General features: G+C 62.7%; 15 protein-coding genes. 11 read left to right on the top strand and 4 right to left on the bottom strand.

Annotated elements, in window-relative coordinates; all coding sequences use genetic code 11:
* Positions 1 to 112: 112 nt before the first annotated feature.
* Both trxA and ACZ9GA_RS27345 read right to left on the bottom strand, forming a co-directional pair.
* On the bottom strand, positions 113 to 442 hold the full coding sequence (gene trxA / locus ACZ9GA_RS27340) for a thioredoxin TrxA (protein WP_027979977.1): 330 nt from the start codon (positions 440 to 442) through the stop codon (positions 113 to 115).
* A 120-nt stretch (positions 443 to 562) separates the two neighbouring features.
* The gene (locus ACZ9GA_RS27345) at positions 563 to 1,261 is read right to left on the bottom strand and encodes a FadR/GntR family transcriptional regulator (protein WP_457359364.1); all 699 of its coding nucleotides are present in this window, start codon (positions 1,259 to 1,261) and stop codon (positions 563 to 565) included.
* 298 nt (positions 1,262 to 1,559) lie between these two features.
* Between ACZ9GA_RS27345 and ACZ9GA_RS27350 the strand changes: the two genes are divergently transcribed.
* From ACZ9GA_RS27350 to ppx, 5 genes are all read left to right on the top strand, one after another.
* The gene (locus tag ACZ9GA_RS27350) at positions 1,560 to 2,345 is read left to right on the top strand and encodes a transporter substrate-binding domain-containing protein (protein WP_457359362.1); all 786 of its coding nucleotides are present in this window, start codon (positions 1,560 to 1,562) and stop codon (positions 2,343 to 2,345) included.
* 15 nt (positions 2,346 to 2,360) lie between these two features.
* Positions 2,361 to 3,026 (top strand): amino acid ABC transporter permease, encoded by a 666-nt coding sequence (locus ACZ9GA_RS27355; protein ID WP_457359360.1) that lies wholly within the window; start codon positions 2,361 to 2,363, stop codon positions 3,024 to 3,026.
* Positions 3,023 to 3,673, top strand: a complete 651-nt coding sequence (locus tag ACZ9GA_RS27360) for an amino acid ABC transporter permease (protein WP_457363638.1) — start codon at positions 3,023 to 3,025, stop codon at positions 3,671 to 3,673. The genes ACZ9GA_RS27355 and ACZ9GA_RS27360 overlap by 4 nt, the downstream gene beginning before the upstream one ends.
* Positions 3,660 to 4,385 carry an amino acid ABC transporter ATP-binding protein gene (locus ACZ9GA_RS27365; RefSeq protein ID WP_457359359.1) on the top strand — a complete coding sequence of 242 codons (726 nt, stop codon included), beginning with the start codon at positions 3,660 to 3,662 and terminating at the stop codon, positions 4,383 to 4,385. Before ACZ9GA_RS27360 ends, ACZ9GA_RS27365 begins: the two co-directional genes overlap by 14 nt.
* Positions 4,386 to 4,538: 153 nt before the next feature.
* A complete protein-coding gene (gene ppx / locus ACZ9GA_RS27370; RefSeq protein WP_457359357.1) occupies positions 4,539 to 6,041 on the top strand; it encodes an exopolyphosphatase in 1,503 nt (500 codons plus the stop codon).
* On the opposite strand, the gene ppk1 is transcribed toward ppx, so the two are convergent.
* Positions 6,028 to 8,253 carry a polyphosphate kinase 1 gene (gene ppk1 / locus ACZ9GA_RS27375; RefSeq protein WP_457359355.1) on the bottom strand — a complete coding sequence of 742 codons (2,226 nt, stop codon included), beginning with the start codon at positions 8,251 to 8,253 and terminating at the stop codon, positions 6,028 to 6,030. The genes ppx and ppk1 overlap by 14 nt on opposite strands.
* A gap of 394 nt (positions 8,254 to 8,647) precedes the next feature.
* Here ppk1 and ACZ9GA_RS27380 point away from each other — a divergent pair, with 394 nt between their 5' ends.
* The 4 genes from ACZ9GA_RS27380 to ACZ9GA_RS27395 all read left to right on the top strand — a co-directional run bounded on the left by ACZ9GA_RS27380 (position 8,648) and on the right by ACZ9GA_RS27395 (position 11,216).
* Positions 8,648 to 9,235, top strand: coding sequence for a DedA family protein (locus ACZ9GA_RS27380; protein ID WP_457359353.1), 588 nt, complete (start codon positions 8,648 to 8,650; stop codon positions 9,233 to 9,235).
* A gap of 82 nt (positions 9,236 to 9,317) precedes the next feature.
* Positions 9,318 to 9,974: an isoprenoid biosynthesis glyoxalase ElbB gene (gene elbB, locus ACZ9GA_RS27385; protein WP_457359351.1), complete on the top strand. Its 657-nt coding sequence runs from the start codon at positions 9,318 to 9,320 to the stop codon at positions 9,972 to 9,974.
* A 238-nt stretch (positions 9,975 to 10,212) separates the two neighbouring features.
* Entirely contained in the window at positions 10,213 to 10,719 is a 507-nt protein-coding gene (locus tag ACZ9GA_RS27390) for a hypothetical protein (protein ID WP_457359349.1), read from the top strand.
* A complete protein-coding gene (locus ACZ9GA_RS27395; RefSeq protein ID WP_457359347.1) occupies positions 10,719 to 11,216 on the top strand; it encodes a DUF5384 family protein in 498 nt (165 codons plus the stop codon). The genes ACZ9GA_RS27390 and ACZ9GA_RS27395 overlap by 1 nt, the downstream gene beginning before the upstream one ends.
* A 122-nt stretch (positions 11,217 to 11,338) precedes the next feature.
* Here ACZ9GA_RS27395 and ACZ9GA_RS27400 read toward each other — a convergent pair whose 3' ends face one another.
* On the bottom strand, positions 11,339 to 11,791 hold the full coding sequence (locus tag ACZ9GA_RS27400) for a YaiI/YqxD family protein (RefSeq protein WP_457359345.1): 453 nt from the start codon (positions 11,789 to 11,791) through the stop codon (positions 11,339 to 11,341).
* 240 nt (positions 11,792 to 12,031) lie between these two features.
* Between ACZ9GA_RS27400 and ACZ9GA_RS27405 the strand changes: the two genes are divergently transcribed.
* Both ACZ9GA_RS27405 and ACZ9GA_RS27410 read left to right on the top strand, forming a co-directional pair.
* Positions 12,032 to 12,538 carry a hypothetical protein gene (locus ACZ9GA_RS27405; RefSeq protein WP_457359343.1) on the top strand — a complete coding sequence of 169 codons (507 nt, stop codon included), beginning with the start codon at positions 12,032 to 12,034 and terminating at the stop codon, positions 12,536 to 12,538.
* An 8-nt stretch (positions 12,539 to 12,546) separates the two neighbouring features.
* Positions 12,547 to 13,077 (top strand): DUF5384 family protein, encoded by a 531-nt coding sequence (locus ACZ9GA_RS27410; protein WP_457359341.1) that lies wholly within the window; start codon positions 12,547 to 12,549, stop codon positions 13,075 to 13,077.
* Positions 13,078 to 13,119 lie beyond the last annotated feature (42 nt).

A 13,119-nucleotide genomic window follows, 5' to 3' on the forward strand; every position in this document is an offset into this window, starting at 1 on the left:
AGATACTAGTGCGAGGCCGAATGTAACACCTGAATTTCCGGGCGTCTAGTCGTTCGCCCAAGAAAAAGCCCCGCAAGGTGCGGGGCTATTACCACTGGATATTTCGGCCTTATTACAGGCTGGCATCCAGGAAAGCGGCCAATTGCGACTTGGACAGGGCGCCGACCTTGGTCGCTGCCACTTCACCGTCCTTGAACAGCATCAGCGTAGGAATACCGCGCACGCCGTGCTTGGCAGGGGTTTCCTGGTTGTCGTCGATGTTCAGCTTGGCGATGGTCACTTTACCTTCGTAGGTACCGGCGATCTCGTCCAGAACAGGGGCGATCATCTTGCATGGGCCGCACCACTCAGCCCAGTAGTCAACGAGGACAGGGCCCTTGGCCTTGAGTACTTGCTCCTCAAAGGTTGCATCAGTGACGTGAACGATTTTGTCGCTGCTCATAAGGGGCTCCGCAGTCGGATGTAAAAAAACGTTGCCCATCATAACGGCACAGGCCTTTTACAGGAAGCCACTGATGATTGAGTCTCGCTATGACTGTTCAAGATTTGACCAATCAGGCGTTTACGGTGCCACGAACGCAATCCCCGTGCGCAAGGCGGCGGCGCGGATGTGCTCCTGCATGGCCTTGGAGGCCGGCGCCGCGGCGTGACGCGCCAGGGCGCGAAGGATCTTGCGGTGCTCCTGCCAGGTTTCCATGGCGCGCTCGCTGCGGATAAACGGCAACTTCTGGCTTTCCAGGAAGATATCGGCGCTGGCCACCAGGATGCCGGCCATGGCCTGATTGCCGCTGGCCACCAGGATACGGCGGTGGAAATCGAAGTCCAGGCGTGCCGCCGCTTCGAAATCCTCGGCCCGCAGTTCGGCGCGCATGGCCTCGACGTTGTCCTGCAGGCCGTCCAGTTCCTCGGCCGTCAACCGCACCGCGGCAAGGCCTGCGGCGAAGCTTTCCAGGGCATAGCGCAACTGGAAGATGTCTTCGGGTGCCGCCTGTGCAGCGAAAGGCCAGACCAGGCCCCCGCTCGACGACGGTGCAGCGCTGGGTGCCTGCACGAACACGCCCTTGCCTGGCTGAATACTGACCACCCCCAGGGCGCTGAGAGTCGACAAGGCCTCGCGCAGCGAAGCGCGGCTGACCCCCAGTTGCTCGGCCAGATCACGCTGTGAAGGCAGCGCGGCGCCGGCCTCGTAACCGTCTCGGCTGATCATCTGACGGATGCCCTGGATGGCCACGTCAGGTACCGCTCGATTCATTGAATTCATCATCGTCACAGGTATTCGGGCCGCTGGAAAATGACCTTGTAACGCCATTTCCACGGGCTGGCAAATCACGCCCGATAACGTGCAAGCCCCGTATTCATTGCCCGAAACCGGTGCAACTGTTCAGACCAGTATGACCTCGTTCAACACCCGTAGCCGTTGCCGCCAGGCTGCGCTGGCCCTGTGCCCCGCTGATGATTTCCAGCGTTCACCCAGGCCAGCGCAGCCTGGCGGCAGCGGCTACAGGGAACTGGCATGGGCTGTGCACTGCGGTTTGCCACTCACTTTCGGAGACCGTGCCATGATCCAGCGCAGTACCGCCCTGCTCACCGCTCTGTTCGCCAGCCTGATGCTTTGCCAGGCCCCCGCCCACGCCGACGGCCTGGAGGATGTGGTCCAGCGCGGCACCCTGAAAGTCGCCGTGCCCCAGGACTTCCCGCCCTTCGGCTCGATCGGCCCGGACATGAAGCCCCGCGGCCTGGACATCGATACCGCGCAGCTGATCGCCGACCGCCTCAAGGTCAAGCTGGAACTGACCCCGGTCAACAGCACCAACCGCATCCCCTACCTGACCACCGGCAAGGTCGACCTGGTGATCTCCAGCCTGGGCAAGAACCCGGACCGCGAGAAGGTCATCGATTTCTCCAGCGCCTACGCACCCTTCTATCTCGCCGTGTTCGGCCCACCTGACGCGCCCGTCGCCACCCTGGACGACCTCAAGGGCAAAACCATCAGCGTCACCCGTGGCGCCATCGAAGACATCGAGCTGACCAAGGTGGCGCCCGAAGGCGTGACCATCAAGCGCTTCGAGGACAACAACTCCACCATCGCCGCCTACCTGGCCGGCCAGGTCGACCTGATCGCCAGCGGCAACGTGGTAATGGTCGCCATCAGCGAGCGCAACCCCAAGCGCATTCCAGCGCTGAAGGTAAAACTCAAGGACTCGCCGGTGTACGTGGGCCTGAACAAAAGCGAGCCGCAGTTGCTGGCCAAGGTCAACGAGATCATCGCCACGGCCAAGCAGGACGGCAGCCTGGAAAAGAACTCGCAGACCTGGCTGAAACAGCCGCTGCCCGCCGATCTTTGAGGCACGCGACCTGATATGGCCTACCACTTCGATTTCAGCCCGGTCATCGCCAACGCCGACCTGCTGCTCAAGGGCGCGCTGTTCACCCTGGAGCTGACTGCCATCGGCGCCCTGCTGGGTGTCAGCCTGGGGGTGGTCGGTGGCGTGGTGCGCGCCTGGAAGATCCGCCCGTTCGCGGGGATATTCGGCGTGTATGTCGAACTGATCCGCAACACGCCGTTCCTGGTGCAACTGTTCTTTATCTTCTTCGGGCTGCCGTCCCTGGGCGTGCAGATCAGTGAGTGGCAGGCCGCCGTGCTGGCCATGGTGGTCAACCTGGGCGCCTACAGCACGGAGATCATCCGTGCCGGAATCCAGGCCATCCCGCGCGGGCAACTGGAGGCCGCGGCAGCGTTGGCCATGAGCCGCGCCGAGGCCTTCCGCCACGTGGTGCTGGTGCCTGCGCTGGGCAAGGTCTGGCCGGCGCTGAGCAGCCAGATCATCATCGTCATGCTGGGCTCGGCGGTGTGCTCGCAAATCGCCACCCAGGAGCTGAGTTTCTACGCCAACTTCATTCAATCGCGCAATTTCCGCGCCTTTGAAACCTACGTGCTCACCACCCTCATCTATCTGGCCATGGCCGTGCTGATCCGTGCCCTGCTCAACTGGCTGGGCCGTCGCTACCTGGCAAGGAGCCGCTGATGGACTTCACGTTCTGGGACATCCTGCGCAACCTGCTGCTGGGCCTGCAGTGGACCCTGGCCCTTAGCCTGGTGGCCTTTATCGGCGGCGGCGTGATTGGCCTGCTGGTGATGACCATGCGCATCAGCGACAAGGGGCTGCCGCGCGGCATCGCCCGCGGCTATATAGAACTGTTCCAGGGCACGCCGCTGCTGATGCAACTGTTCCTGGTGTTTTTCGGCGTGGCGCTGCTGGGTATCGACATTTCACCCTGGGTTGCCGCTGCCTTGGCCCTGACGCTATTCACCAGCGCCTACCTGGCCGAAATCTGGCGCGGCTGCGTCGAATCCATCGGCAATGGCCAATGGGAAGCCTCGGCCAGCCTGGCCATGACGCCCTACGAGCAACTGCGCCACGTGATCCTGCCCCAGGCCCTGCGCATCGCCGTAGCGCCCACCGTGGGTTTCTCGGTGCAGGTGGTCAAGGGCACCGCCGTGACCTCGATCATCGGCTTTACCGAACTGACCAAGACCGGCGGCATGCTCGCCAATGCCACCTTCGAACCCTTCACTGTCTACGGCCTGGTGGCCCTGGGCTACTTCATCCTGTGCTACCCGCTGTCGCTCAGCGCCCGCTACCTGGAAAGGAGACTGCATGCCTCTGCTTAGAATTTCCGCCCTGCACAAATATTACGGTGAGCACCACGTACTCAAGGGCATCGACCTGACGGTGGACGAAGGTCAGGTAGTGGCCATCATCGGCCGCAGCGGTTCGGGCAAAAGCACCCTGCTGCGCACCCTCAATGGCCTGGAATCGATCAACGACGGCGTCATCGAAGTGGACGGCGAATACCTGGACGCCGCCCGCGCCGACTTGCGCAGCCTGCGCCAGAAGGTGGGCATGGTGTTCCAGCAGTTCAACCTGTTCCCGCACCTGACCGTGGGCGAGAACGTGATGCTGGCGCCGCAGGTTGTGCAAAAAGTAGCCAAGGCCAAGGCGGCCACCCTGGCCCGGCAGATGCTGGAGCGCGTGGGCCTGGGCGACAAGTTCGACGCCTACCCCGACCGCTTGTCCGGCGGCCAGCAACAACGCGTGGCCATTGCCCGCGCCCTGGCCATGTCGCCCAAGGTGCTGCTGTGCGACGAGATCACCTCGGCGCTGGACCCGGAGCTGGTGAATGAAGTGCTCAGCGTGGTGCGCCAGCTGGCTCAGGACGGCATGACGCTGATCATGGTGACCCACGAAATGCGCTTCGCCCGCGAGGTGGGGGATAAATTGGTGTTCATGCACCAGGGCAAGGTGCATGAAGTGGGGCACCCCAAGCAGCTGTTTGCCGAGCCACAGACGCCGGAGTTGGCGAATTTCATTGGTATGCAGTGAGCCGTTCCCGAGCTTCGCCCGGTCCCACAGGAGTCGGTGCACCCCTGTGGGACCGGGCGAAGCTCGGGAAGCAGGCAACACAAATCCAAACGCGTTGGCGGCACCGCTGGTTCGTGGCACGATGGCAGGGTTATCGACCGGGATTCTCAGACCATGCCGCAAGCCACCGCCCCCAACCTTTCCCTGATCGCCGCCATCGATCTGGGCTCGAACAGCTTTCACATGGTAGTGGCCAAAGCCCACCATAATGAAATCCGCATTCTCGAGCGCCTGGGGGAGAAGGTTCAGCTGGCCGCCGGTATCGACGAGCAGCGCAACCTGGACGAAGAGTCCATGCAGCGCGGCCTCGACTGCCTGAAGCGTTTTTCGCAACTGATCAACGGCCTGCCCCTGGGCGCCGTGCGGATCGTCGGCACCAACGCCCTGCGCGAAGCGCGCAACCGTGGCGAGTTCATCCGCCGCGCCGAGGAAATCCTCGGCCACCCGGTGGAAGTCATCTCCGGCCGTGAAGAAGCCCGTCTCATTTACCTGGGCGTGTCCCACACCCTGGCCGACACCCCCGGCAAGCGCCTGGTGGCCGACATCGGCGGCGGCAGCACCGAGTTCATCATTGGCCAGCGTTTCGAGCCGCTGCTGCGCGAGAGCCTGCAGATGGGCTGCGTCAGCTTCACCCAGCGCTACTTCAAGGACGGCAAGATCACCCCGGCGCGCTACGCCCAGGCCTACACCGCCGCGCGCCTGGAAATCATGAGCATCGAGAATGCCCTGCACCGCCTGACCTGGGACGAGGCCATCGGCTCCTCGGGCACCATCCGCGCCATCGGCCTGGCCCTGAAGGCCGGCGGCCATGGCACCGGCGAGGTCAACGCCGAAGGCCTGGCCTGGCTCAAGCGCAAACTGTTCAAACTGGGCGAGGTCGACAAGATCGACTTCGACGGCATCAAGCCTGACCGCCGCTCGATCTTCCCCGCGGGCCTGGCGATTCTGGAAGCGATTTTCGACGCCCTCGAACTGCAGCGCATGGACCACTGCGATGGCGCCCTGCGCGAAGGCGTGCTGTACGACCTGCTGGGCCGCCACCACCACGAAGACGTGCGCGAGCGCACCCTCAGCTCGCTGATGGAGCGCTACCACGTGGACCTGGACCAGGCTGCCCGCGTGGAGCGCAAGGCACTGCACGCCTTCGACCAGGTGGCCGACGACTGGGATCTGAACGATGGGGTGTGGCGCGAACTGCTGAGCTGGGCCGCCAAGGTGCATGAAGTGGGCCTGGACATCGCCCACTACCACTACCACAAGCACGGCGCCTACCTGATCGAGCATTCCGACCTGGCCGGCTTCTCCCGCGAAGACCAGCAAATGCTGGCCCTGCTGGTGCGTGGCCACCGCCGCAACATCCCGCGGGACAAGTTCGCCGAGTTCGGCGACGAAGGCGTCAAGCTGATCCGCCTGTGCGTACTGCTGCGCTTCGCCATCCTGTTCCACCACATCCGTGGTACCCAGGAAATGCCGGCCGTGAAGCTGTACGCAGGCCAGGACAGCCTGGAAGTGGAATTCCCGGCTGGCTGGCTGGAAGAGAACCAACTGACCCAGGCCGACTTCGCGCTGGAAGCGGAGTGGCTGACCCGGGTCGCGGTGGTGCTTACCGTACGGTAAGGATCGGGATGCTCAGGCGCTCCAGCAGCGTGTCCTGGGCGCTGCGCGGGTTCTGGTTGCCGGTTGGCGAGCTACGCACGTAGCGGCCGTCCGGCTGCAGGATCCACGAGTGGGTGTTGTCGGTCAGGTAGCTTTCCAGCTCCTTCTTCACCCGCAGGATCAGCTTCTTGCCCTCTACCGGGAAGCAAGTCTCGACACGCTTGTCCAGGTTGCGCTCCATCCAGTCGGCGCTGGACAGGAACATCTGCTCCTCGCCACCATTGCTGAAGTAGAACACCCGCGTGTGCTCCAGGAAGCGGCCGATGATCGAGCGCACCTGGATGTTATGCGACACCCCGGCAATGCCCGGTCGCAGGCAGCACATGCCGCGCACCACCAGGTCGATACGCACGCCCGACTGGCTGGCCTTGTACAGCGCGCGGATGATCTTCGGATCGGTCAGCGAGTTGAACTTGGCGATGATGTGCGCCGGCTTGCCTTCCAGGGCGAACTGGGTCTCGCGGGCAATCATGTCGAGCATGCCCTTCTTCAGCGTGAACGGCGCGTGCAGCAGCTTCTTCATGCGCAGGGTCTTGCCCATGCCGATCAGCTGGCTGAACAGCTTGCCCACGTCTTCGCACAAGGCGTCATCGGAGGTCAGCAGGCTGTAGTCGGTGTACAGGCGCGCGTTGCCGGCGTGGTAGTTACCGGTACCCAGGTGGGCGTAGCGCACGATCTCGCCGGCTTCACGGCGCAGGATCAGCATCATCTTGGCGTGGGTCTTGAAGCCCACCACGCCGTAGATCACCACGGCGCCGGCAGCTTGCAGGCGGCTGGCCATCTGCAGGTTGGACTCTTCGTCGAAACGGGCGCGCAGTTCGATGACCGCGGTCACTTCCTTGCCGTTACGCGCGGCATCCACCAGCGCATCGACGATTTCCGAGTTGGCGCCGCTGCGGTACAGGGTCTGGCGCACGGCAAGCACGTGCGGGTCCTTGGCGGCCTGGCGCAGCAGGTCGACCACCGGCGTGAACGACTCGAACGGGTGCAACAGCAGGATGTCCTGCTTGCTGATCACGCTGAAGATGTTCTCGCTGTTCTGCAGCAGCTTGGGGATGGCCGGGGTGAACGGCTTGTATTGCAGCTCCGGATGACTGTCCAGGCCGGTGATGCTGAACAGGCGCGTCAGGTTGACCGGCCCATTGACCTGGTACAGCTCCGATTCCGCCAGGCTGAACTGCTTGAGCAGGTAGTCGGACAGGTGTTTAGGGCAGGTATCGGCCACTTCCAGGCGCACGGCATCGCCGTAGCGACGCGAGAACAGCTCGCCGCGCAGGGCGCGGGCCAGGTCTTCGACGTCCTCGGTGTCTACCGCAAGGTCGGCGTTACGGGTCAGGCGGAACTGATAGCAGCCCTTCACCTTCATGCCCTGGAACAGGTCATCGGCGTGGGCGTGAATCATCGACGACAGGAACACGAAGTTGTCGCCAGTGCCAGACACTTCCTCCGGCACGCGGATGACCCGCGGCAGCAAGCGTGGCGCCGGAATGATCGCCAGGCCCGAATCGCGACCGAAGGCATCGATACCTTCCAGCTCGACGATGAAGTTCAGACTCTTGTTCACCAGCAACGGGAACGGGTGGGTCGGGTCCAGGCCGATGGGGGTGATGATCGGCGCGATTTCGTCACGGAAATAGCGGCGCACCCAGGTCTTGAGCTTGGTGGTCCAGTTGCGACGGCGGATAAAGCGCACTTGGTGCTTTTCCAGCTCCGGCAGCAGGATATCGTTGAGGATCGCGTACTGGCGGTCTACATGGCCGTGTACCAGTTCGCTGATGCGCGCCAGCGCCTGGTGCGGCTGCAGGCCGTCGGCACCGGCCTGTTCACGGGCAAAGGTGATCTGCTTCTTCAGGCCCGCCACGCGGATCTCGAAGAACTCGTCCAGGTTGCTGGAGAAGATCAGCAGAAACTTCAGGCGTTCCAGCAGCGGGTAGGACTCATCCAGAGCCTGTTCCAGCACGCGGATGTTGAACTGCAACTGGGACAGCTCGCGATGGATGTACAGGCTACTGTCATCCAGCCCAGGCACCGCAGCGGGCAGGGGCGCGGTGGCCGGGGTGGTTTCGGCAACGGGCTCTTCGATCGGCTCCATCGCCGGTGGCGTTTCGATGATCTGCTCAAGCACTGGCTGTGCTTCTTTCACGGCAGTCTCTTGAAGTGCTTCGTTATTCATCTAGCGATCCTGAAGGGCTCAATTGCCCTCTCATTCAGTTGAGCGGCACGGTTTGCGAATCAGGTGAGGCGGTGGTTGGCACGATCATATCGTCGACAGTGACTGTACATGCACTGACGAGGCGGGACGCCAACTCATCACACTGACGGTGGCTGGAGGGCAGGCGCAGGGCGCGGGCACGGCTCACGGCAAACTCCTGGGCCCACGCGTGCGGGCCGGCGCGACAGTTATAAGCGGGCATTATGACGTTTGCATGACAATCTTGCGTCAAGCCCTTACAGACAGCGTTGCCCATTGTCATTCTGCACGCTGTTCACGTCGAGACACATTTCGACACTTTCACGAATGGCCGCGACGGGTTAGGCTGCGCGTTCATTTCGCCAGCATCCAGACAATGCTCCAACAATTTCTGCAGGATTTCGGCTATCTGGCCCTGTTTCTAGGTACGTTTTTCGAAGGCGAGACGATTCTGGTCCTGGCCGGGTTTCTTGCGTTCCGCGGATACATGGATATCAACCTGGTCGTCGTGGTGGCCTTCTTCGGCAGCTACGCCGGTGACCAGCTCTGGTACTTCCTGGGGCGCAAGCATGGGCGCAAGTTGCTGGCACGCAAGCCGCGCTGGCAGCTCATGGGCGACCGCGCGCTGGAGCACATCCGCAAGCACCCGGACATCTGGGTGCTGAGCTTCCGCTTCGTCTACGGCCTGCGCACCGTGATGCCGGTGGCCATCGGCCTGTCCGGCTACCCGCCGCGTCGTTACCTGTTGCTCAATGGCATCGGCGCCGCCGTATGGGCCACGGTGCTGGCGCTGGCCGCCTATCACTTCGGGGCCATCCTGGAAGGCATGCTGGGCAACATCAAGAAATACGAGCTGTGGGTACTGGGTGGCCTGTTGCTGCTGGGTGGCCTGCTGTGGCTGCGCCGGCGCATCAAGGCCGCGCGAGTAGCGCGCAAGACGGCTGCCGACCAGCAGGCCGAGTAAGCTGCGCTGAACCCAACGTCGCCCCTGTGTTCCATGTACTGATAAGCTCAGAGATACAGGGACAGCGTTGGGAGAAGCAAGCATGACCAAGAAAGTTGCGGTAATCCTTTCCGGCTGCGGTGTTTATGACGGCGCCGAAATCCACGAAAGCGTGATCACCCTGCTGCGCCTCAATCAGCGCGGCGCCCAGGTTCAATGCTTCGCCCCGAACATTGAACAGATGCACGTCATCAACCACCTCACCGGCGAAGAAATGCCCGAGACCCGCAACGTGCTGGTCGAGTCGGCGCGCATTGCCCGTGGCGAAGTCAAAGACCTGGCCCAGGCCGATGCAGAGCAATTCGACGCGCTGATCGTGCCAGGCGGCTTCGGCGCTGCGAAGAACCTTTCCAATTTTGCCACCCAGGGCGCCGGTTGCACCGTGAACGCGCAGTTGCTGGAATTGGCCGAAGCCTTCGCCGAGGCCGGCAAGCCGGTGGGGCTGATCTGCATCTCCCCTGCCCTGGCCGCCAAGATCTACGGCCCAGGCGTGACCTGCACCATCGGCACCGACGAGGACACCGCCAAGGCCATCGACAAGATGGGCGGTACCCATGAGCCGTGCGCGGTCAGCGAGATTGTCGAAGACACGGCGCGCAAGCTGGTGAGCACGCCGGCGTACATGAGCGCCCAGTCGATTGGCGAGGCGGCCGAAGGCATCAACAAGCTGGTGGACCGGGTGCTGGAATTGACCCTGTAGCTGCGACTGCCTTGAAACCGCGTCGTCTGCATCGCGACCAAGGTCGGCTCCTACGCCGTCCGTGGTAGCAGCCGGCCTTGGCCGCGATGCAGGTGTCGAATCAACAGTTTCGGATATTTCCCACTATCACTTGGGAAATCGGGCACTGATGCCCCCTGAGAGCCCTCTTTAAACTTGGCGTTCTGTTTCTGAGCAGGCCTTCACGTGCCGCTCGTTCATTACTCCAAGGGTTCAACCAATGTTCAAACACACTGTGGCCGCGCTTTCGCTCGCCGCCCTGCTCACCGGCTGCCAGGCCCCGGGCGAGCAATACCAGGCCGACGTTTTCGACGCCAGCCAGGTCAACCAGCAACAAGCGGCCAGGACGGTGAAAATCATCACCGTCACCCCTACCCGCATCAAGGTGACCAACGAAGCCAACCGCAAGGCCGCCACTGTGGTGGGTGGCCTGCTGGGCGCCGCCGGCGGGGCCATGCTTGGTTCCACCAAGAACCGTGACACGGCGCTTGTGGGTGGCCTGGGCGGCGGAGCGGCCGGTGCCTTGGCAGGCTCGATGGTCAACGACACCAGCCTGGTTCCCGGCGTGCTGCTGGGTTATTCGGAGGACGGCAGGATTTACACGTCGGCCCAGGTCGGTCGCCCCTGCCAATTCACCACCGGTGAAGTGTCGTTGATGGTGACGATGCTCAACAACGAGACGCGTATCCAGCCCAATGCCACTTGCCCACCTGAGGTAAAAGGCTGATGGCACGCCTTATCATTGTGGCAGCCCTTGCTGCCCTGGCGGCCGAAGCGCAGGCCGGCCCGTTCGACCAGCTGCACCAGATCGAAGTCCAGCAGCAACAGGTACAAGCCGCCGAGCAGGCCAAGGCGACGGCCCGTGAAGAAGCCGAGCAACGCGCCCGGCGTGCTAGCCAGGCCCGCGCAGCCGAGCAGGCGGCGGCCAAGCGCAAAGTGCTTGCGCGGGAACAGGCACGCCAGCGTGCGCGCACAGAGCAGCATCAGGACGAGGAACACGCGCTGGATATCGAAGAGCGCAAGCTGCGGCTGCAAACCATGAAAGCCAAGGCCGATCGGGCCAATGAATACGTCGATGCCGAGTTGCGCGGCAAGGCGGCCCAGACCGATGTGGTGCAGTCCCAGGCCGATGCCATGCGCAATCTGAGTTCGGGTACCAAGACCCTGCTGGAGGATGCCGGGAAAGCGGAGGTCAATCGCTCGAAGAAGCTGTTCGGCAATTGATGTGAGGTGAGCTACACGGCCAGCGCAGCCTGGCGGCAGCGGCTACAGGCATACGCAGTGTTGCTGCCTGTAGCCGCTGCCGCAGGCTGCGCTGGCCCCCGAGCACGCCGCACATTCACAGATCAACCCCGCGCCAAACGCGTCAGGATACGGTCCAGGCTATTGGCAAAAGCCTGCTTGTCCTTGTCGCCGTAACCCGCCTGGCCACCGCCGACCTGCCCTTGCTCGCGCAGGTCGGTAAACAGGTTTCGCACCGCCAGGCGTTCGCCCATATTCTTCTCGTCGAACTCCTTGCCACGCGGGTCCAGGCAGGCGACGCCTTTCTTCACCAGCCGATCGGCCAGCGGCACATCGCTGCAAATCACCAGCTCACCAGGCACAGCGTGCTCTACCAGGTAATCATCGGCCGCATCAGGCCCGGCAGGCACCACCACCAGCTTCACGCAAGTGAAGGCCGGCTTGATCAGCGGCACGCCCGCCACCATCAGCACGTCAAATTGGCGCTTGAGCGCGAATTTGATGACTTGGTCCTTGGCCGCCTTGGGGCAGGCGTCGGCATCGATCCATACACGCATGGTTGACTCACAGCAGGGAAAACGGCCGCCATTGTACGACACCGACCACGGCAATCGCATGCGCACCGAAGACCGCCGAACCATTAAATAGTTCACTAACTAGTCTGTTTTAGTTACACTTTTATTGATAGCAAATTGACATTTCGTTTTTCAGATACAAAAGCGATTTCGTTGCGTGGCAATACCGATGGGCGCAGGGAAGCCGTTTCACCCCTTTATGAATGCAAGGAAGTAATGTTCATGTTCAAGCAAACCGTGGCTGTTCTCTCTCTGGCCGCCGTACTCGCCGGCTGCCAAGCCACTGGCGAGGACTACCAGGCAGACGTGTTCGACGCCAGCCAGGTCAACACCAAACAGCCTGCCAAGACTGTTCAGATCCTGACCGTTTCCCCTACCAAGATCAAAGTCAGCAACGCCTCCAACCGTCAGGCGGCTCAAGTTGTGGGCGGCTTGCTGGGTGCCGTCGGCGGCGGCGCCCTGGGTGCCAAGCATAACGGCGATACCGCCTTGATCGGCGCAGTGGGCGGCGGCGCAGCCGGTGCCCTGGCCGGCTCCATGGTCAACGAAACCAGCCTGGTGCCAGGCGTGCTGCTGGGTTACTCCGAAGACGGCAAGATCTACACCTCGGCCCAGGTTGGCAAACCTTGCCAATTCACGCCGGGCAGCGTTTCGCTGATGGTGATGATGCTCAACAACGAGACTCGCATCCAGCCTAACGCCACCTGCCCAGAACCCGTCAAAGGCTGAAACCGATCATGAATCGCACACTCATTGCCTTGACCCTGTCGCTGCTGGCGGCCCAGGCTGATGCCGGGCAATTCGACCAGCTCCGCCAGATCGAAGTACAGCAACAGCAGGTGGAAGCAGCCCAGCAGGCTGCCTACCAGCGCCAGTGGGAAGATCAGCAGGCCAAGGCCCAGGCGCGTGAAGACGCCAACCGCCGCGCCCGCGCCGCTGCCCAGGCTCGCGCTGCCGAGCAGGCTGCGACTGAACGCAAGGCCGTCGCCCAGGAAAACACTCGCCTGCGCACTCGTGCCGAACAACAGGAAGATGAAGACCGCGCCCTGGACATCGAAGAGCGCAAGCTCAAGCTGCAAGCGATGAAAGCCAAGGCCGATCGCGCCAACGACTACATCGACGCCGACCTGCGCAGCAGCGCTGCCCAGACCGACGTGGTGCAGTCCAAGGCGGACGCCACGCGCAATGTCAGCTCCGGCACCAAGGCGTTGCTGGAAGACACCGGCAAGGCCGACGTCAACCGCTCCAGCAAATGGTTCGGTAACTGATACGCCAGAAACGCAAAAGCCCACTTCGGTGGGCTTTTTTGT

The organism is Pseudomonas sp. TE3644 (assembly GCF_056278815.1).